Raw genomic sequence first — 19,343 nt, 5'->3', positions numbered from 1 at the left:
TGATCGATGTGGAATTAGTCCACTATGACAGAGGAGGGATGCTCAATGAAACGTGACGAATCGCAACCTGGGGTTCACCCAGACCCGATGCCAGACGATGAGTCTGATCCGGCGAAAAAACCGGCTCCGACGCAACATCCAGATCCGGACCCGGAAGAAGATAACGAGGAGTCATAACGCACGTCGATGACTCGAACGATAAAAAGGCGACTTTCCCATTCAATCGGGAAGGTCGCCTTTGCTGTGGGTCACTTTTTCGGTGCGACCACACGATACTCGTTCATTTTATCAAACTCTTTTTCATTGAAGTATTCGACGACGACGAAGTCACCGACCGGGCATTCCCACCGGTCTTTCGCGACTTGGCACTCTTTGAGCGTCACTTTCTCGTCGAACATGTCGAGCTCTAACGTATCTTTGAGGAATTGTTCAGCCTGTTTGTCGGCGATTTTGAAATACTCGCTTAGGATGACGTCTTCTCCCTTGTCGTTCGTGTGTGTCATTACTTTAAAAAATCTCATTGGATTTGACCCTTCTTTCTCTAGATAAACTCTCGCTCTAGTATAAAGGAAAGAGTAGGTTTTGGGAAACCCACTCTCAAGTACAACATCAAACCACTTTCGGCCGTCGCGGCGGCGCCTCGTTGAACGGTTGCTTATGACGAATGATGAGCCAAAACAATAGACCGAATAACGGGATGTACGGGAGCGGCCACAAGCTCATCTTATAGCGCTTCGCATCCCGGGTCATCAATGTCATTTGGACGAAGGCGAGCAAAAAGAAATCGACCGTCATCGTGCGGACGAATTGATTCTGTTCGACGTATGACCAATACTGTGCGACATTCCCAGTCATCGCGGCAGCGATGAATAAACCGATCGTGACGAGGAGCAACACGACCCCGAGCAGTCTCGTCGGCAACGGCTTGATTGGCGTCGGGTAGGGCGACTGCCGTGCGAACGCGAGATACGGAGCGATGATGAATCCTCCGACGACGAAACCGGTTGCTGCCGGTAGGAGTGGATTCGGCCGCAGTTGGTTCACTTCCGACCAAAGCAGCGGGAACAGCGCGAGCGGGTAGACGCCTAGCACGCTAAAGAGGGATAAAGAATATCCTTCATAGGCATCGGTATTGTACGTCAGGAAGTCGAGCAAGAACCGGCTCGAGAACGGGGTGTTGGGACCAAGTAGCGCGATCGCGATCGCGGCGGCCCAAGGAATCAATAAAAATTTTCTAGTCATGGCTACACCTCTAATCTGTCTCTGTTGTCATTAGTATACCCTGTTATCGGACGAACAAAAAATGAGAAGTGTCTGACGACACGTTCTCATTGGTTCTCTCTTGCATAAGCTTTGATCATCGTCACGAGCTGTTGGGCTTCTTCTGAATTCGCTTCAAGACGGATCCCGTAATCGTACATGCTTCCTATTTGACTGCGGTGACGGACGTGACCAGTCAACTCGATTGACTGGATGAGCGGGACGAGGTCGAGCACGACCTGAACTTTCAGCCCTTCCGACAGCGGGAACAAGTAGTCGCAGCGCAACTTCAAGCCGTGGGCACTAATGTTGAGCAGCATGCCTTCACCGTCATGCAACTCCTTATCTTCCCATACGAGGCGGTAGGGGATGAAACGGGGGTTCGGTAAAATGTAGCGGAACGTTTCTTGTCGGCGATAACGCATCGGTTCACCTCATTTCTCTTCTAGATTATCGGTTCGATTCCACCATTTTTGAAGCGTTGGACCGCCAAATTTTCGGGAAGCACGGTTTACAGAATCGTAAGCGCTTTCTATAATGAGGATAAAGGTTTGGTTTAAGGAGGGGATCGCGTGAACGTGTCTGATTTACTCCGACGTTACTCGATTGACGAACCAATCATCTATGTGAAGAACCTGCACGGGCAGTGGGTCAAGCTCGAACATCTGCCGCCCTACACCATACTTGAGGTCGAGACGACGGACGAGACCATCGAAGCGCTCGCTATCGACGCTTACATGGCGCTCACTGTTTGTCGGGAGACGTCGTCGCTCGAAGATGCGCGGCCTTACGCGGTGCGTCTGCAAATTCGAGAAAAAACCGCAACCTGTTGAGGTTGCGGTTTTTTTATTAGGCTGCTTTTTCCGTCTCGTCGTCTTGTGGTTCGGTCCGTTTCGCATAATACATAAAAGGCGTGGCCATCCAAGCGATGATGAACTTGGCGACATACGTCGTGACGAAGATGTTCCACCAGATGTCCCATTCCATTCCCCAAAAGGCGATCGTGCAGAACGTGAGCGTATCGATCAACTGTGAGACGACCGTCGAACCAGTCGTCCGGAGCCACAGTTTCTTCTCACCCGTTTTCGCCCGAATCTTCGAATAGATGAAGACGTCGAACAGTTGCGAGACGAGGTACGCCGCGAGACTGCCGAGCGTGATGAGCGGGAGCATCGAGAACAACGCCTTGAAGCTCTCATGCATGTAGAGCGCTTCTTCGAACGGTTCGTAAAGCAAGGCGAACTGCATGAGTACCGTCGAGACGATCAAGATGAAGAAGCCGAGCCAGACGCCTTTGCGGGCGGCGTGACGGCCATGTTTCTCGTTCAAGATGTCTGTCGCTAAATAAAGGGAACCGTAGACGATGTTCCCGAGTGTGAAGATGAAACCACCAATCACAATCTGCTGCGTCACTTGGATGTTGGCGACGACCGAGGCCATCGCGATCCAGGCGTACAGTCCGACCCGTCCGAACAGTTTATAGCTGAGGACGAGCAGACCGAGCGTGAGCAGGGCAGAAGGGATCCATAACCATTCATTCAGCATCTGTCATGCTCCTTCCAAAAAAATCATTCAATTCAACTTTTCAAGTTTATAGAGGAACCGGAGACGTGTCAAGACAGTTTCCATGACTGTAAGAAAAAAGCCCTCACCCGAGTTTGGATGAGAGCAGCCTATGTAGTTGATATAATGTCACACACCACTTAGATAAATAGCGATGCCTTTTATGGTCGATGACATGCTATTCAATTGGGTCCGGGCTTCTTCCCAAAATGACCAATCGTCAGCTTCTAAAAAATGCGTCAACGCCTCACTCACGGATGTGAATTCGTTCAATACGTTGGTCAGTCCTTCACGGTCGATTCCTGATACGTCAGATGACACAAGGTGGTCAAGCGCCGGAAGAATTTCATCAATATCGGCACGGATTGATTCAAGCTCTTCCCGGTTACTGTCGATTTGAGTAGAGATTTCTTCGAGCGGACGGTCTTCACAAGACGTCCCACAGGCGAAGGTGGATTGCTCGGATTGACGCAGCGCACCGAGCGTATCACTGCTCAATGACTGGAGATAGCCTAAAAATATCGAGACTTCTTTTTCGGTCGGGACAGGTTCAGAGAAGGGTTGCGTCTCGGATACATCGATTACGACATTTTCATTCTTTGGTGGTGAGTCAATCGGACGATCCGTTGTCTCTTGGGTACAAGAGGCCAACAAGGCGACGGCAGCTAGTAGTGTGATGAAACGTTTCATATCTAGTCTCCTTTAGGTATGTATCTGCTCATTATACCATTTATTGGAATATCAAATCGGATTAGATACAATAAAAAGCACTTTCTCTATTTTTCGAGAAAGTGCTTTTTATCGCTCCGTAAAACGGATTCAGTTGATGCCTCCGACGAGAATCGAACTCGTGCTGCAGCATTACCATTGCTGAGGTCTGCCACTAACCTACAGAGGCGTTACAACTAGTATGTTACACAGTCTCGATTGAAAATTCAAGCTTTTTTAGAATAATAAGACCCCCGTTCTTCTCTTGATGAGAAGAGCGAGGGTCAAACAAATCATGCTTACTTCGTCCGGACCCAAACAGCTCCAGCCGAATTGTCTTTCGCTTCGCCGACGACGTCGACGACGAGTCCGTATTGTGGAAGCTTACGGCCCGCATCCGGGATGAGCGAGTTGATGTACGTATTGGCGTCATTGAACTGTTTCACGCCAGATTGCGCCTTGTAGTCGTAAATTCCGCGGCTCGGAGAATCGAGGTACCAAGCGAGCGTTTTGTCTAAACTGAACGCGGCGTCCGCGATTTGGTAACGCGTGCTGCCTGAAACCGTTTCTTTGCCGTTCAAGTTACCGACAATTGCCTCTGGATGTGAGTCGACGACTCCGAGGAAACCTTCGCCCGGGTGGATACCGACCCAGTTGTCCGAGAACGAGTCGTCGGCATACCAGACAACGAGACCGGTGTTGTACTTGACGCCACGGCCGTTCAAGAGACCCGTGTCAGCGCCTGCGTGGTTACGCCATTCGAGGTAGTAGTAGTGCGGTTTCGTGTCATAACCGTCCGACTTGACGAAGCCGTCGAGCGTGACCGCCTCAGCACCTTCCGCGTCATCTGCGAGAAGCGTCTGTCCGCCTGACGTGATCGCCAAGTTGTCGAGGGCGAATCCTTCAAGGGCGAGACCGCCGTCTGTCACGTATTCGAACACGATCTGGACGTCTTGACCGGCGAACTGTGACAAGTCGTACGATTTGTTCACCCAAGCGCCGTTTGTTGACTCGGCGTCATTTCCGGTGTTGTCGTCACCGTAGACGTCAAGGGCGACTTCTTTGCCGCCGCTCAGTGCTTTGACGTACAAGTAGTCGTAATCATATTCGATCTCGAACCGTGTATCGAAGGCGAGTGTGCCGTCAGCACCGAGCTTGACGCTTGGTGTCACGAGTTCAGTGTGCAAGTTATCACCTTTTGTCGAGTAGTAGTAGTACTGTCCGAACTCAGGTTCAATACCTTTCACTTTCTTGTCCGGAAGGTTCACTTTCAACAACCCTGGGTTGTTCGATTTCGTCACCGATTGATCGAGTTTCGAGACGAAACCTTGCTGGGTGATGTCTTCAAGATCGACTTCCGTGATGTTGGCCCAGTTGCCGCCCATCAATTTTTGGAAGTATTCCTTGTTTTGTGGCGAGAAGCTCGTCGGCTCCGTTCCTGCCACTTTACCAGCCCAGCTGCCGCCGCTCATGATCGACCATGATTGGACCGGCTCGCCTTGGCCTGTGTACTGCGTGTCATATTCGTCAGGAAGACCGAGGTCATGACCGAATTCGTGGGCGAATACGCCGACCGCTCCGTCTTCAGGTTGGATCGTGTAATCGTATGCGGCCATTTTACCGCCCCAATATGGGACGTCAGCCGTCGTGTTCTCCACGCCATATACGCCATCTAGTACCCAACGGTGTGACCAGACCGCGTCGTCACCGAGGACACCGCCGCCCGCTTCTTGGCCGGTACCAGCATGAATGATCATCAAGTGATCGACCAAGCCGTCCGGTTCGTTGAAGTCGCCGTCGCCGTCGAGGTCATACAAGTCATACTCATCGTATTCGGCGAGGTCCATTCCTGAAGCGACCGCCGCATTCAACGTGTCTTTGACGAGTTGACGGGGACCTGGACCAATGTTGTCATTCCCGCCGGCCGGATTGTCACCGCCGTAGTCTTTCGCCGTACCTGGTACGGTCAACCATTCAGAGACGGTACCGTCGACCGTGTAGCTGCCGCCAGACTGTTCTTCATAATACTGTTTGAACGTCTGAACTTTCTCACCGTTGAACAGTTCGAACGACTTATCACCGAACATATACTGCTCGTAGTGTTCTTTGCTGAAATTGTCGCTATACATATAACCGGGATCTTGGACAATGTTGTTATGTTTGAAGTCGCTGTACTCGACGAGGAGGACGAGCACTTTGTCTTCACGAACCGCACCGTTATAGCCCGTTGCTTTGGCCGGATCAACTTTGATTTGGCCATTCGGTTTGCCTTTTCGATAATTGCCTTGACCTTTTTTCGCTTTGTCGAGGAGACGTTTCGATTCTTTTTCGAATTGGTTATGTATCTTCTCTTTCGCTTTCGCCGCTTTGTCATTCAATTTGTCATCATGTTTGTGATCGTGGGCATCTTGCGCTGTACCTTGCTTCTTTTTAATATACGCGTCGACGGCTTTCTGTCGCTCTTTCGTTGAAAGCCCTTTTTTGATGACGCCACGCTTTTCGAGCGCTTTGGCGAGTCGATCCTCATCGATGATGTTGTGATCGAATGGGGCAGTATTTGTTGCGGTTGGTAACGGTGAAGCGGCAAGTGGAGCGGCACCGACGGCCGGGATCGCACTGACGCTCATGACCGATGTCAGCGCGACGGCGAGCGTCGTACGACGGATGGAACGTTTTTTCATTTGGACTGACCTCCTGTAAAAATAATGGGAAATTGTGTGAGCTTGATGTAAACGTTAAACTTGTGTCTGATTAATGTCAATATTCAGAAAATAATAATTATGAAAAATAAGAAAAAAGAGACTTTCGTCCCGATTAAGTCAAAATACCTAATCCGAACGAGTCTCTCAGTCGATATATCCATAATGGAACTTCGAAGTTTTGCGTGAAAGTCGCTTAAATCCATACTTTTCGAATGCCGGGCTCTCAAAATGTGCTTTTAGGACAATTCTGTTTTTCGCAACGCGTTTGGCTTCTGAAATCAGTTCATCTGACAACTGCGCTTCGTTTGCCAACGCTCGTAACGGGTTCAGATGAACTGATTCTGAAATCGTTTTTTCGAACATCGGATCGAAATAGACGACCTCAAATTCGTCATCCGCACAATTTTTCAAATAAGTGAGGGCGTCGGTCCAAACGACCTCGATGCGTCGCATCGCTTCATTCAAAGCGTTCTCTTTCTCTTCCCAGACCGACATGCCTTCTTTGACGAGTGTCGCTGTGATGAATTCGCTCTCGAGGCCGACGACGCGACCGCTCGGGCCGACGGCGTGGCTCATGACGATACTGTCGGAACCGAGTCCGAGTGTACAATCGAGCACGCGGTCTCCGAGTTGAAGGTCGGCCGCATCGATCAGTGGGTCGTTGCCATCACGAAGCAGTTGCTTGACACGGAAGACCGAGCTTGATGGATGGAAGAAGAACGGCTCTTTGGCGCCGAGCGGCGTATACTCAACGCGGCGCTTATCGAAAACGAGGACGGCGGCACCGTGCCGGCTCATCAACGTCTCGATTGAATGCTTTCGCCGCGAGACGAACGGCACATCGTGTAGCAATGAGTGCTCGTTTGCTTTATGAATGATTGCTTCAGTCGGCCGTAGACAAGTTGTGACGATATACATCATTTAATCTCCTTACTTAAAAAATGAGACGCGGTGGCGTCTCATTTTTTCTTACTGAGTAGATCTGACAACTCGTCGATGAGCGCCTTGTTCGAGGCGAGTTCTTTCTTTTTCTCATCGTTCGGGTTGATCGGGCGTTTCGAGCGGGTTTGGAGCGCTTCGAGCGTCTCATCGATCGACGTTTTGAGCGTATCACGATCTTCTGGCTTAAGTGACGCTTCTTGTGGGCTCTCACCACTCGCATCAAGTTCGCGTAAGCGTACCATCAATTGTTTCGCTTCACGATTCAAATCGGATAACAATCTGTCAATTTGTTCCAAACGAAGTTTAATACCATCACGTTCTGTGAACATATCTTTCACCTCTTTTACGGTTTAACCACAAGGGTCTCTTCTTGTTTACTTTACCATAATTTTCGGAAGACGAAACTACCGGGAATATATTCCATTTATTTTGACTTCGGGAAACACTGTTTCTCTATGCCCACACGAAGAACAACTGGTATACTAACTTAGCTAAAAAGGAGGTGGGCGGATGCATTCGACAAATCATCCACCAAAAGCGCTCAAAGGAGCCATTTTATCAATCACGACTTATTTGATTTTATCTGTTCTCAAAGTCGTCTTCGGCTATATTTACAATTCGGAAGCCGTGCTCGCCGACGGTTTCAACAATACGACCGACGTCATCGCATCAATTGCCGTCTATATCGGGATTCGTGTGGCGGCAACGCCGCGGGATGCTGAACATAAGTATGGCCATGCGAAGATGGAGACGATTGCCGCGCTCGTCGCTTCGCTCATCATGGTCGCGGTCGGGTTGTTCGTGTTATTGAACAGCATCGCCAATCTGCTCGCCGGTGTCTACGTCGAGCCGAACCCGCTCGCCGCCGTCGTCGCGTTCTTTAGTGCGATCGTCATGTACGGTGTCCATCGCTACAATTTGAACTTGGCGAAACAGACCAAATCACTCGCGCTGAAAGCGGCCGCGAAAGACAATTTGGCCGACGCCTTGATCTCGATCGGTGCGACGCTCGGCGTCTTGTTCGCTTACTTTAAGCTGCCGTGGATGGATACAGTGCTCGCGGTCGTCATCGCGGGGCTCATCATCCGGACGGCCATCCAAATCTTTCTCGATGCGACGCATCAACTGTCTGACGGGTTCCCGCCTGATCTCGTCGAGTCTTATGAAGAGACGATCCAACATTTTGATACCGTCAAAGAAGTTCGAGAGATCAAAGGCCGGCATCTCGGTAACCACGTCATGCTCGACGTGACGATCGCCGTTGACGGTGGTTTGACCGTCGACGAGGCTCATGTGCTTTGTGACGATATCGAACGGGAACTCGATAAACACCACGCCGTCGATTCGGTCCACATTCATATCGAACCGGTCTGATTTAGGTTATCTTTTGCGCTTCATGATGCGCTTCGTATATAATGAGTTTGGAAAGACGTTGGAATAACTGTTAAGGAGGGCACGGGATGAAAATCGTGCGTCAACCTATTCGCCAGATCGATGAGATCGAATATGAACATTTTCAGAAATATGGTCAAAGCTCATACGGCATGTCGGCCGAAGAACTAAAAGGTATTTTTGTCGAGATGGGGGCCGAGCATGTGTACATGGCTGACGAACATAGTTATGGCGAGGATTTTTACTACGACCTCGTTCAAGACGGACAAATCGTCGGTAAAGTACTGCTTTTCAAGCTAGCTCGCGTCTATCAGCTCGATTTGATGGTGTTTGACCCGTATAAAGATAAAGGCTATGCGACAGAAGGATTACGCCTTGCACTCGAACAGTCCGATTTAAAAGACGGTCACACCGTCCGCGCCGGCATCCCGCCGACGAGTCCGCATCAAGAAGCGATGCGTCGCGTCCTCGAACAGAACGGCTTCGAGAAACGCAACGGACTTTACTATTTAAACTTTAAAAAACGATATGTGATGAACCACTGAACTGACGGCGTCTAGCGCGTCAGTTTTTTCGTATGGAGGGTTTTTGGATGAAACAAGTGACGATCAACGACATCGCTAAACTCGCCGGTGTTGCCAAAAGTACTGTCTCCCGTTATTTGAATGGGGGATCGGTCGGGAAGGCGACTCGTGAGAAAATCGAGCGAGTCATCCGTGAGACGAAATATGAACCGAACCAGTTCGCCCAAAGTTTGAAGTCGAAGCAGACGAAGATGATCGGCGTCATCGTCCCACGTCTCGATTCGTATGCGGCTTCAAGGACGATGATGGGGATTGATGAACGCTTGACCGAGCATGGTTATCAGATGCTCGTCGTCAACACGGCCCAACAGACCGAGCGTGAGATCGAGCAACTGTATAACTTGGCCAAGCAAAAAGTGGCCGGCATCATTTGGCTCGGGACGACCGTGACGCCAGCGCATCTACAGGCGATCGAAGCGATTCAAATCCCGGTCCTGTTGATTGGTCAGCAGCACGATGATGTGCATAGCCTCGTCTACCCGGACAATGAGTCGGCTTATGCGCTCGGGCGACAGTTCATGGAGTGGGGGCACCGGGACATCATCTATGTCGGGGTGGCAGAGGATGATATCGCCGTCGGACAAGCCCGTCGTGACGGATTTTTGAGAGCGTTCAATGAAGCTGGCGCCATCGTCCGTTCGATGACGACGACGTTCAGAATCGACGACGCCATCCCGATCGGTGAGCAGCTCGCGACCGACGTGACGGACGCGACGCTCGTCGTTTGTGCGACTGACAACATCGCGCTCGGTGTCTTGAAAGGGTTAGCGAACGGCGGCAAACGAGTGCCGGACGACATCTCGGTCAGCGGTTTCGGTGGGTACGATTTCACAGAAGTATTGCATCCATCGCTGACGACGGTCCACCTTCCATATCGGCGGACTGGTTCTCGTGCGGCTGACATGATCCTCCAGTTGCTGACAGGTGAAGCCACCCCGATGAAAACGTTCACAAATTTCGAATTAAAATTGCGAGAAAGCGTTGACATGTTGAATTAAATCGTTTACATTTGTGTTGCGGAACCGGTTCCGCAACATTTTTTATTCGCTTTTGGAACCGGTTCGATAAATGATACGAAGCAATACATTCAAACATGGAGGTGGACGGATGAACACCGTACATTGCATTGGTGAACTATTGATTGATTGGGTTTGTGAAGACGCGTCGAGCGATCTCGTCAATGGGACGACGTTCGTGAAGAAAGCAGGCGGCGCACCGGCGAACGTGGCCGCCGTCGTCAGCAAGCATGGGGGACGCTCAAGTTTTCTCGGGCAGGTCGGAGCCGACCCGTTCGGACAATTTTTAAAACAGACGCTCGTCGACAACGGCGTCGGCGTCGAGAATCTAGTCGAACAGGGCGACACGACGTTCGCCTTCGTCTCGATCCAAGCGGACGGGGAGCGCGACTTCACGTTCCGGCGCGGAAGTGACGGCGACTATGCGTTCGAAGCGATCGACTTGACCGCGTTCAAGCCAGGTGACATCGTTCATTTCGGTTCAGCGACGGCATTGCTCGACGGTGAGTTGAAAAATGCTTACTTCAAACTGTTACAGTTCGCCAAGCGTGACGGCCTGTTCGTCTCGTTCGACCCGAACTACCGGGACGCGCTCGTCACAGACATCGACGCGTTCAAACAAGACTCGCTTCACTTTATCGCAGAAGCCGATTTTGTGAAGTTGAGCGAAGAGGAAGCGCAACTTTTGACCGGGCATGACGATTTAAATCAAGCGGTCGCGTCACTTCTCGAAACGGGTGCGTCACGGATTGCCATCACGCTCGGCTCGCGCGGGACGTTGATCGCCACGAAAGACGGCAACAATGTGATTTCGTCGGTGAAAATTGACAGCGTCGATTCGACGGGAGCTGGTGACGCCTTCGTCGGTGCTTACTTGTATCGATTAGCGACACTCGGGGTCGATGACGCTCGTTTACTAAAGGATATCGAATATGCGAACGTGACCGGCGCGCTTACGTGCACCGCTTACGGCGCGATTCCAGCCATACCATCACAACAACGTGTGCTTGAAGCACTAGGAGGGAAACCAGTATGAACTACAGACAAGAAGCAGAAGCGATTTTAGAGGCGGTCGGCGGGAAAGACAACGTTGCAGCAGCGGCCCACTGTGCGACCCGGCTCCGCCTCGTCTTGAACGACGAATCGAAAGTCGACGAGAAGAAACTCGACGCACTTGACGTCGTCAAAGGGACGTTCTCAACGGGCGGGCAGTATCAGGTCATCATCGGTCAAGGTACAGTCAACAAAGTGTACGCCGAATTCGCCGAATTGACAGGTCTCGGTGACATGTCGACGACCGACGTCAAGTCGGCCGGTGCGAAGAAAGGTAACCCGCTCCAACAGTTCGTGAAGATGCTATCTGATATTTTCGTACCGATCATCCCGGCCATCGTCGCCGGTGGTCTCTTGATGGGGATCAACAACTTGCTCACAGCACCTGATTTGTTCTTCGACGGCAGCTCGCTGATCGACCAGTACCCTGGTATCGCCGATCTTGCCGCGATGATCAACACGTTCGCCAACGCCGCCTTCGTCTTCCTACCCGTCCTGATCGGGTTCTCCGCCGCCAAGCGGTTTGGGGGTAATCCATACCTCGGCGCCGCGCTCGGGATGATCATGGTCCACCCGGATCTCGTCAACGCCTACGCACAAGCGACGGTCGGCGACATCCCGGTTTGGAACATTCTCGGCTTTGAGATTGAGAAGCTCGGTTACCAAGGACAAGTGTTACCGGTCCTCGTATCCGCCTATATCTTATCGAAACTTGAAATCAACATCCGTAAGTTCATGCCAGCATCACTCGACATCTTGCTCACACCGTTGCTCTCGCTCCTCATCACGGCGTTCGTCACGTTCGCCTTCGTCGGACCGATCACGCGTGAAGCAGGTAACTTGATCATCGATTCGCTCGTTTGGACGTATGATTCGCTCGGATTCTTCGGTGGTCTCGTCATGGGTCTCTTGTACGCCCCGATCGTCATCACAGGGATGCACCACAGCTTCATCGCCATCGAGACGCAACTTCTCGCAGACATCGCGCGCACAGGTGGTTCGTTCATCTTCCCGATCGCGGCCATGTCAAACGTCGCCCAAGGTGCGGCTACGCTTGCCGTCTTCTTCTTGACACGCGATAAGAAGATGAAAGGTGTCGCTTCGGCATCTGGTATCTCGGCACTACTCGGTATCACTGAGCCCGCCATGTTCGGGGTCAACTTGAAACTACGCTATCCGTTCATCGCGGCCATCATCGGTTCAGGGATCGCCTCGGCGTTCATCGTCGGTCGTGAAGTCCTCGCTGTCGCCCTCGGCGCGGCAGGTCTTCCAGGGATCATCTCGATTGCACCGGCATCAATTGTCTCGTATATCATCGGTATGGCCATCGCCTTCGCGGTCGCCTTCGGATTGACGTTCGTCCTTGCGAAACGCCAAACGAAAAAAGAAGCAGTTAAACAAGCAGCATAAGAAAGAAAAAGGAAGTGATTGTATGAGTTGGACGAAGGCAGAGCGTTACCGCTCGTTAAGTGACGTGAGTGCCCTCGAGATGGAGACGCTCCGTGCGAAGACGGCGGCTTCCCCGTGGCGGTTCGGATACCATATCCAACCGCCGACGGGCCTCCTGAACGACCCGAACGGATTCACGTATTACAACGGGGAGTATCACATGTTTTATCAATGGTTCCCGCTCGGACCGGTACACGGTCTGAAGCATTGGTACCATGTCACATCACCCGATCTCGTCACGTGGACGGACCGCGGGGTGGCGTTAGTCCCGGAGACGACCGAAGACTCACACGGTGCCTATTCGGGCAGCGGCTTCGTGAAGGACGGTGAACTCCACGTCATGTACACCGGCAACCACCGGACGGACGACTGGACGCGTCACGCCTCGCAAATCATCGGCGTGCTACGAGACGGAAAAATCGAACGCCGGAACGTCGCCATCCCGGACGTACCGGCCGGGTACACGGAACATTTCCGTGACCCGAAAGTGTGGCTCGAGAACGATGTCTATTACGCCATCGTCGGAGCGCAGCGTGATAATGATACGGGCTGTGTCGTCTTGTATCGGTCGACTGATTTGAACGACTGGACGTTTATCGGTGAAGTCAAAACGGGTCTCGACCCGTTCGGCTACATGTGGGAATGCCCAGACGTGTTCGAACTGAACGGTCAACACGTCCTCGTCTTCTCGCCACAAGGCATCGAGCCGGAAGGCCACCGTTATCACAACATCTATCAGTCTGGATTCTTGATCGGCAAACTCGACGTCGAGACGTTGACGTTCACACACGGCGCGTTCGAAGAGCTCGATTTCGGGTTCGACTTCTACGCACCACAGACGACCGAACATGAAGGCCGCCGTGTACTTGTCGGTTGGATGGGTTTGCCGGAGATTGACTACCCGACGGACCGCTACGGCTGGGCCCACGCCTTGACGTTGCCGCGTGAACTCTCGCTCGAGGACGGATTGCTTAAACAGCGTCCGGTGCAAGCGATGACGAAGCTGCGCCAAGACGAATTCGTCAACGCATCCGGTACGGTGATTGAAACTTCGACACCGGACCGTTACGAGCTTGAGCTGAAAACGGACGGATCTGACTTCACGCTCGACCTGCTTCAAGTCGGGAATGAGTCACTCGTCATTCGTTATGATGCAGCGACGCATGAATTGACGATCGACCGGACGAACGCCGGTGAGCCGTTCGCGACCGAGTTCGGAACGACCCGGACGAAAACGATCACCGTCGAATCACTTCACGTGTTCGTCGACTCGTCGAGCGTCGAATGTTTCGTCAATGACGGCGAGGCCGTCGCCACGCTCCGCGTGTTCCCGAGCGAGCTCGAGAAGCAGTTGCGCTACGTGGGTGCGGTCGCAAGTCTGACAGGTTGGACGTATCAATAAGGAAGAGCTGGGCTTCGGCCCGGCTTTTTTGTTGTCCGAAAAATCCGACTGTTTCATTCCTTGCGTGTGTTATTCTGGGAATAGGTAATAACTTACATATCGAAAAATAGGAGACGATAGGACAATGTGGATGATTTTTGGAATATTGGCGATTGGGGCGACGTTATTTAATTTATATACGTTCAGTGTCGGGAGAGACTACAAGCTGCCGATGGCGATTGCTTTATCGCTGACCGCGTTAACGGTGTGCGCGGATTATAGCTATTTATCTGTCTGGGTCGAAGCGGAGGATTGGAGTGCGTTGGCAGATGTCGTACCGGGCATGGGACGAGCGTGGTGGGTGCTGACGAGCATTTCGATTGGATTGAACATGTTGCCAATCTTTTTAGAACGAAGCATGAAGAAACGAAGATTATAATTCCGAAATGCAAGTGAAACCAAGCGCTCACTTTTTGCGTATGAAAGGATAATCATAAACTTGGGAGTGATGTAATTGTGGACCGACTGTTTGATTTTATGAAAGAAGTAAGGCGGATCACGTTGCCATATGGATATGGCAGAGAAGGACTCAAGGCGATTGACGCTGAAGAGATGGATCAGGTGAAAATCGCTGAGTCCTCAGGGCGGACGCGATTCAGTGAACAATTTTTAGTCGAGTTGAATCGATTAAATGACATTAAAGTATTCGCGGACATGCTTCGAAATGCTGATGAGTTTACGGGCGAAACGATTCACAATGAACCGGATTTTGATCTCGAAATCCGTTACAAGGGCGATGACGTGGAACGCTATCATCTTTGGCTCGGTCGAGTCGGGTCACCGAGTGTACTGATGAACGTCTCGCAAACGCATCTCGTATACAAAGTGCCGGCTGACGTCACAGACCGTTTGATTCGTACGCTCGGGATTGACGACTAAAGAAGTTAATTGTGTTCATCCTTGAAACCAATCACAAGCGTCTCTCGTATAGATACAAGACAACATGTGGAGGTGGGACTAGATGAAACGTCGGGATAAATGGATGACAGGTATAGCTGCACTGACCGTAGGGTTAATGGGAGGATGCGAGACGAGCGAGCTCGTCGCGGAAGACATCGTGCAAGTCCGTATCGCTGAATCGGTCGACTTTGGTCGGTTCCAGGAGCGAGAAGTCGTCACATACGACAGACTCGAAGACGTCAAAGTATTTGCGGACATGATTCGAAATGCTGACGAACAACCAGGAATCGTGAATATGGCGACACCTGAATACGATGTGGAAGTTCGATTTAAGAGTGACGAGACAGACCGCTATTACGTCTGGATTGGGGAATCCGGTAAACCGACTAGCCTGATGAACGTGAATGATACGAACACGGTGTACCTCGTCCCGGCTGACGTGACGGACGAGTTGATTGAACTGCTTGAGACGGATTGAAAAAAGACACCTGACTAAAGGTGTCTCACGAGTTGAAGCGGATGAAGCGTTCGATCTGTTGTTCGCTCTTCCGGGCGTGGCGGCCGATCCAAATCAAGTGGCCGGGGCTGTTCAAGATGATAAGTTGAGCGTGCGAGATGAGCCGCTTCGCATAATAGGCGTGACGGATCGGGACGGCCTTGTCGTTTTTAGAGTGTACGATGTACGTCGGACAAGTCACCCCGAGCAACGCCTCGGCGGCGACACGTTGCCTAAGATCGAACTGGGCGCCAAGCCCGAACGTCATCTGACTCGCGACCCGCTTCAATAAGAAGATATCGTACGGCGTCACTTCGTCGCGAACGGCGTCTAGTGCGAGCAGACTCGTCGATTCGATCATCCGTGCCGTCGCCTCGAACGGTTGTTTTTGAATCGCTTTAAAGACGAAGTACTTCATCGCATATTGTGCCAGGATGAACGCGGGCTGAGCGACGTTTCGGCTGACGTAGTCTCGGTACGGGAAGTCGACCGCGCTCGTCACGGCGGCGGCGAGCGTCAAACTCGACGCCCGCTCATTGTCAGAAGCGAGCTCGATCGCCGTCGGTCCACCTGCCGAGATGCCGTAGATGTGATAGCGATCGATGGCCATGACTTCCATCAAGCGCTGTAAGTGTCCTGCGAACTGTTGGGGCGTGGCCGAAAATGAGTACGGAGTCTCACCGTATCCAGGTCGCGATGGGACAATGACCCGGAATCCGGACAAGACGAGACGGTCCACATGGTACGGTTCTAGACTCGACGATTGGGTCCCATGAATCAAGATGACGACCGGACCATGACCGCGGTCCATATATTCGATTTTCGTGCCGTTGACATGGGCATAGTGTTTCACAGCGGCGTGCGCCTCCTTAAATGAATTGTAATGGAAAATAACTTTATTTCATGGAAATTACATGATAATGTCTGTTTATACATCATACATATAGAGAACTGAAAGGGGATTAAACCGTGAACAACCGAGAACGGTTACTCGAGGTGAGACGGTTTTTCGAACGCCACACAGATGACAATCATCCAAAGACGTTAGAAGACTTGCTCGAATATTTATCGACAATTGGAGATACTTCTAAGTTAGCAAAAAAATCGGTGAAAGACGACATTCAAGCATTGACCGATTCGGGGTTCGAGGTGCAGGATGAGCTTGAAAAGAACGGTCTCGCCAAAAAATACTGGCATTCGGCCCGTCTATTTGAAATTCACGAGCTTCGCATGATGGTCGATGCGATCGTCGCGGCCAAGTTCATCTCGGAAGATGTGACGGAAAGTATCGTCGAGAAGCTCCAGAAGCTGACGAGCATCCCGGAAGCGGAGACGCTCCAGTCGATCATCAAGACACCGAAGAAAAAGCATGGACAGATCCCGTACCATATCGACCGCATCCAACGGGCGATCCAAGAACAGAAGGCGATCTCGTTCCAATACACGGACGTCGTCGGCTTTGACGTCACGAAACGCACGTTCCCGCTCCGCCGTGACGGCGAGCGCTACGTCGTCAATCCGATCGACCTGCACTGGAACCATGAGCAGTACTATTTGATCGGCATCGACGAATCGATCGGGGAGATTCGCAACTATCGTGTCGACCGCATCGTCAATTCGGAAATCGTCGAGGACGACACGCCGCGCCTGAAGCATCATCTGGCGGACGATTACTTCCAAAAATCGTTTAACATGTATAACGGGCTCGATGAGGAGATCATTCTTGCCGTCGATGAGCGGGTGCTCCCGGTCATCTTCGACAAGCTCGGGGAAGATGTATCGATCACACGTGAAGAGGAACGCTTCCTCATCCGCTTCGACGCGGCCGTATCAGACGGTTTCGTCTTCTGGCTCCTGTCGCTCGGCACGCAAGTCGAGGTGCTCGAACCGGTCACGCTGCGCGACCATATGCGTGAAACGATTGAGTCGATGGCAGGCCGTTACGCCAAGGCGAGCATCCACTAAAACGATTGATTTGAAACTGTGATATACTGCTTGCGACACTTGTAGAAGGGGGACAGGCGGATGTTGAATTGGATGCCTTTGATCATTCCGATTGTCGCTGTCATTTTTGTCGCCGTCGTCGCAAGACGCGCCATGAAAATGGACCAAGAGAAATAAAGCACGGACGGACATCCGCCTCGCGATGAGGGGGATGTCTTTTCAAAACAGAAAGAAGGTGTTGCATGGATACGATCACACATACGTTGTTCGGTTTGACGTTGTACGGGGCGGCCGACAAACGTGAACTACAAAAAAATGAAAAGCGGGCGCTGTTCGTGACGACGCTTGTCGGGAGTCAAATCCCGGACAGTGACGTCATCTCGCGGTTATGGGACACGGAAGGGATGTATCAGATGTGGCATCGCGGCATCACCCACTCGATTTTCCTCGTGCCGCTGTTCGCGTTACTGATTTACATACTCGTCCGCGTGCTGTTCAACGTGACCGATATCCGCTATTTCTGGTGGGCGCTCTTATCTGTGTTCATCCACAATACGGCCGATTTGTTCAACGCCTGGGGGACCGGTTATTTCGAACCGTTGTCCGACGTCCGGGTCACGTTCGGCGTCATCCCGATCGTCGACTTCGTCTATTGGGGGATTTTCCTCGTCGCTTGGCTCGTCGCGCGTCGGGCGGACGTCCGGCACACGGTGTACCGCTACGCCTGGGCCGCCATCGTTGTCCACGTCTTGATTCAAAGTGCGCAGGGTGCGTACTTGTATCAGACGTACGCCGCCGAGCACGATGAAGTGGCACTATCGGCCTCGTTCATCCCGACCCAGTTCACGGTCGTTACGAAAACGGACGAAAGCGTCTCGATCTTCAGTGACTCGATCTATCAGACACCTGAGCTCGAATACGAGCTGACGAGCGCGGACGATGCCGACTTGACGCCGCTGTTTGATGAGAATAAAGAAGCGATCACGCTCAAACAGTGGTCCCCGTTCGTTGTCGTCGTCGAAGAGGATGAACGTCTCGGTCTATACGATCCGCGTTTCTTTGACGGCGAGTCGTCATTCCTCTATGAATACATCGAATTGTAGGTGACATCATGCGACGGCTACGTTATTTGTTCATTTTCGGTTACGAGCAGGCGCTCAGTTGCATCTTCCCGGTTGCGATCTTCGGCGCGCTCGCGCTGACGAAATGGCTCGACTTTCCGCTGCCACGCTATGACGTGCTGCTCATTTGGTGTCTGCTCGTCCAAGTCGTGCTCGTCAAGACAGGGCTCGAGACGATGGAAGAACTGAAAGTCATCAGTTGGTTCCACGTCATCGGTCTCGGCCTCGAACTGTTCAAAGTACAGATGGGGTCGTGGAGCTATCCCGACGAGGCGCTGACGAAACTTTTTGGCGTCCCACTTTACGCCGGCTTCATGTATGCGAGCGTCGGCAGTTACGTCGTCCAGTCGTGGCGCCGGCTCGACCTCGAGTTTTTGAAGATGCCCCCACCGCTGATCGCTTTCGGGCTCGGTATTGCCATCTACTTCAACTTCTTTTGGCACCATATTTGGCTCGATCTACGTTGGGTGTTGATCGGACTCGTCTTTCTCACGTTCGGTCGGGCCATCGTCACGTACCGGCTTGACGACCGCCGTTTCACGATGCCGGTCGTCGTCGCTTTCTTTTTGATCGCCTGCTTCATCTGGTTCGCCGAGAATATCGTCACGTTCTATAACGGTTGGGCGTATCCGAATCAGTTGAGCGGCTGGGCACTCGTCGACCTCGGCAAGTTGTCATCGTGGTTCTTGCTCGTCATCATCAGCATCTTGCTCGTGGCGTGGCAGAAGCGACGCCAGGAACTCTCGTAAAAAACGTGTGCAACCGGAATCGG

Annotated in this window: 23 protein-coding genes and 1 tRNA gene; 14 read left to right on the top strand and 10 right to left on the bottom strand. The window is 52.0% G+C overall.

Annotated elements, in window-relative coordinates; genetic code table 11:
- Positions 1-45 precede the first annotated feature (45 nt).
- Complete coding sequence (locus EVJ21_RS15535; protein WP_016509559.1) at positions 46-177, top strand: hypothetical protein; 132 nt, start codon at positions 46-48, stop codon at positions 175-177.
- Between the two features lie 71 nt (positions 178-248).
- Here the strand turns inward: EVJ21_RS15535 and EVJ21_RS01245 are convergent, their stop codons facing one another.
- The 3 genes from EVJ21_RS01245 to EVJ21_RS01235 all read right to left on the bottom strand — a co-directional run bounded on the left by EVJ21_RS01245 (position 249) and on the right by EVJ21_RS01235 (position 1,685).
- Positions 249-521, bottom strand: coding sequence for a hypothetical protein (locus EVJ21_RS01245; protein ID WP_236633769.1), 273 nt, complete (start codon positions 519-521; stop codon positions 249-251).
- 88 nt (positions 522-609) lie between these two features.
- Positions 610-1,242 (bottom strand): hypothetical protein, encoded by a 633-nt coding sequence (locus tag EVJ21_RS01240; RefSeq protein ID WP_016509573.1) that lies wholly within the window; start codon positions 1,240-1,242, stop codon positions 610-612.
- Between the two features lie 86 nt (positions 1,243-1,328).
- Complete coding sequence (locus EVJ21_RS01235) at positions 1,329-1,685, bottom strand: PilZ domain-containing protein (RefSeq protein WP_071397445.1); 357 nt, start codon at positions 1,683-1,685, stop codon at positions 1,329-1,331.
- A gap of 147 nt (positions 1,686-1,832) precedes the next feature.
- On the opposite strand from EVJ21_RS01235, the gene EVJ21_RS01230 reads away from it, so the two are divergent.
- The gene (locus EVJ21_RS01230) at positions 1,833-2,093 is read left to right on the top strand and encodes a hypothetical protein (protein ID WP_236636545.1); all 261 of its coding nucleotides are present in this window, start codon (positions 1,833-1,835) and stop codon (positions 2,091-2,093) included.
- Between the two features lie 16 nt (positions 2,094-2,109).
- Here the strand turns inward: EVJ21_RS01230 and EVJ21_RS01225 are convergent, their stop codons facing one another.
- The 6 genes from EVJ21_RS01225 to EVJ21_RS01200 all read right to left on the bottom strand — a co-directional run bounded on the left by EVJ21_RS01225 (position 2,110) and on the right by EVJ21_RS01200 (position 7,504).
- Positions 2,110-2,805: a queuosine precursor transporter gene (locus tag EVJ21_RS01225; RefSeq protein ID WP_070327311.1), complete on the bottom strand. Its 696-nt coding sequence runs from the start codon at positions 2,803-2,805 to the stop codon at positions 2,110-2,112.
- Between the two features lie 147 nt (positions 2,806-2,952).
- Positions 2,953-3,513 carry a hypothetical protein gene (locus tag EVJ21_RS01220; protein WP_131489790.1) on the bottom strand — a complete coding sequence of 187 codons (561 nt, stop codon included), beginning with the start codon at positions 3,511-3,513 and terminating at the stop codon, positions 2,953-2,955.
- A gap of 137 nt (positions 3,514-3,650) precedes the next feature.
- A tRNA-Thr gene (locus tag EVJ21_RS01215) sits at positions 3,651-3,721 on the bottom strand.
- A gap of 109 nt (positions 3,722-3,830) precedes the next feature.
- The gene (locus EVJ21_RS01210) at positions 3,831-6,212 is read right to left on the bottom strand and encodes an immune inhibitor A domain-containing protein (protein WP_131489789.1); all 2,382 of its coding nucleotides are present in this window, start codon (positions 6,210-6,212) and stop codon (positions 3,831-3,833) included.
- 165 nt (positions 6,213-6,377) lie between these two features.
- Positions 6,378-7,151: a class I SAM-dependent methyltransferase gene (locus EVJ21_RS01205; RefSeq protein WP_236633497.1), complete on the bottom strand. Its 774-nt coding sequence runs from the start codon at positions 7,149-7,151 to the stop codon at positions 6,378-6,380.
- A 41-nt stretch (positions 7,152-7,192) separates the two neighbouring features.
- Positions 7,193-7,504 (bottom strand): hypothetical protein, encoded by a 312-nt coding sequence (locus EVJ21_RS01200; protein ID WP_070327307.1) that lies wholly within the window; start codon positions 7,502-7,504, stop codon positions 7,193-7,195.
- 181 nt (positions 7,505-7,685) lie between these two features.
- Between EVJ21_RS01200 and EVJ21_RS01195 the strand changes: the two genes are divergently transcribed.
- The 9 genes from EVJ21_RS01195 (at position 7,686) to EVJ21_RS01155 (ending at position 15,488) form a co-directional block, all read left to right on the top strand.
- The gene (locus tag EVJ21_RS01195) at positions 7,686-8,549 is read left to right on the top strand and encodes a cation diffusion facilitator family transporter (protein ID WP_131465099.1); all 864 of its coding nucleotides are present in this window, start codon (positions 7,686-7,688) and stop codon (positions 8,547-8,549) included.
- A gap of 86 nt (positions 8,550-8,635) precedes the next feature.
- A complete protein-coding gene (locus tag EVJ21_RS01190) occupies positions 8,636-9,112 on the top strand; it encodes a GNAT family N-acetyltransferase (protein WP_071397451.1) in 477 nt (158 codons plus the stop codon).
- Between the two features lie 47 nt (positions 9,113-9,159).
- On the top strand, positions 9,160-10,149 hold the full coding sequence (locus EVJ21_RS01185) for a LacI family DNA-binding transcriptional regulator (RefSeq protein ID WP_131465097.1): 990 nt from the start codon (positions 9,160-9,162) through the stop codon (positions 10,147-10,149).
- Positions 10,150-10,258: 109 nt separating this feature from the next.
- Complete coding sequence (locus EVJ21_RS01180) at positions 10,259-11,203, top strand: carbohydrate kinase family protein (protein ID WP_131489787.1); 945 nt, start codon at positions 10,259-10,261, stop codon at positions 11,201-11,203.
- Positions 11,200-12,630 (top strand): sucrose-specific PTS transporter subunit IIBC, encoded by a 1,431-nt coding sequence (locus EVJ21_RS01175; RefSeq protein ID WP_131465094.1) that lies wholly within the window; start codon positions 11,200-11,202, stop codon positions 12,628-12,630. The genes EVJ21_RS01180 and EVJ21_RS01175 overlap by 4 nt, the downstream gene beginning before the upstream one ends.
- 22 nt (positions 12,631-12,652) lie before the next feature.
- Positions 12,653-14,071 (top strand): glycoside hydrolase family 32 protein, encoded by a 1,419-nt coding sequence (locus EVJ21_RS01170; RefSeq protein WP_131489786.1) that lies wholly within the window; start codon positions 12,653-12,655, stop codon positions 14,069-14,071.
- Between the two features lie 124 nt (positions 14,072-14,195).
- The gene (locus EVJ21_RS01165) at positions 14,196-14,489 is read left to right on the top strand and encodes a hypothetical protein (protein ID WP_131489785.1); all 294 of its coding nucleotides are present in this window, start codon (positions 14,196-14,198) and stop codon (positions 14,487-14,489) included.
- 77 nt (positions 14,490-14,566) lie between these two features.
- Complete coding sequence (locus EVJ21_RS01160) at positions 14,567-14,989, top strand: YhfM domain-containing protein (protein WP_131489784.1); 423 nt, start codon at positions 14,567-14,569, stop codon at positions 14,987-14,989.
- A gap of 82 nt (positions 14,990-15,071) precedes the next feature.
- Complete coding sequence (locus EVJ21_RS01155) at positions 15,072-15,488, top strand: YhfM domain-containing protein (protein ID WP_236633498.1); 417 nt, start codon at positions 15,072-15,074, stop codon at positions 15,486-15,488.
- Positions 15,489-15,513: 25 nt separating this feature from the next.
- Here EVJ21_RS01155 and EVJ21_RS01150 read toward each other — a convergent pair whose 3' ends face one another.
- Positions 15,514-16,359 carry an alpha/beta fold hydrolase gene (locus EVJ21_RS01150; protein ID WP_131465086.1) on the bottom strand — a complete coding sequence of 282 codons (846 nt, stop codon included), beginning with the start codon at positions 16,357-16,359 and terminating at the stop codon, positions 15,514-15,516.
- A 116-nt stretch (positions 16,360-16,475) separates the two neighbouring features.
- Here EVJ21_RS01150 and EVJ21_RS01145 point away from each other — a divergent pair, with 116 nt between their 5' ends.
- From EVJ21_RS01145 to EVJ21_RS01135, 3 genes are all read left to right on the top strand, one after another.
- The gene (locus EVJ21_RS01145; protein ID WP_071397464.1) at positions 16,476-17,471 is read left to right on the top strand and encodes a helix-turn-helix transcriptional regulator; all 996 of its coding nucleotides are present in this window, start codon (positions 16,476-16,478) and stop codon (positions 17,469-17,471) included.
- A 221-nt stretch (positions 17,472-17,692) separates the two neighbouring features.
- Positions 17,693-18,553, top strand: coding sequence for a metal-dependent hydrolase (locus tag EVJ21_RS01140; RefSeq protein WP_131489783.1), 861 nt, complete (start codon positions 17,693-17,695; stop codon positions 18,551-18,553).
- Between the two features lie 8 nt (positions 18,554-18,561).
- Positions 18,562-19,320: a DUF817 domain-containing protein gene (locus EVJ21_RS01135; RefSeq protein WP_131489782.1), complete on the top strand. Its 759-nt coding sequence runs from the start codon at positions 18,562-18,564 to the stop codon at positions 19,318-19,320.
- Positions 19,321-19,343 lie beyond the last annotated feature (23 nt).

The organism is Exiguobacterium sp. SH0S2 (genome assembly GCF_004337185.1).
GTDB lineage: Bacteria > Bacillota > Bacilli > Exiguobacteriales > Exiguobacteriaceae > Exiguobacterium > Exiguobacterium aurantiacum_A.
This window is presented reverse-complemented; position numbering and strand designations above follow the sequence as displayed.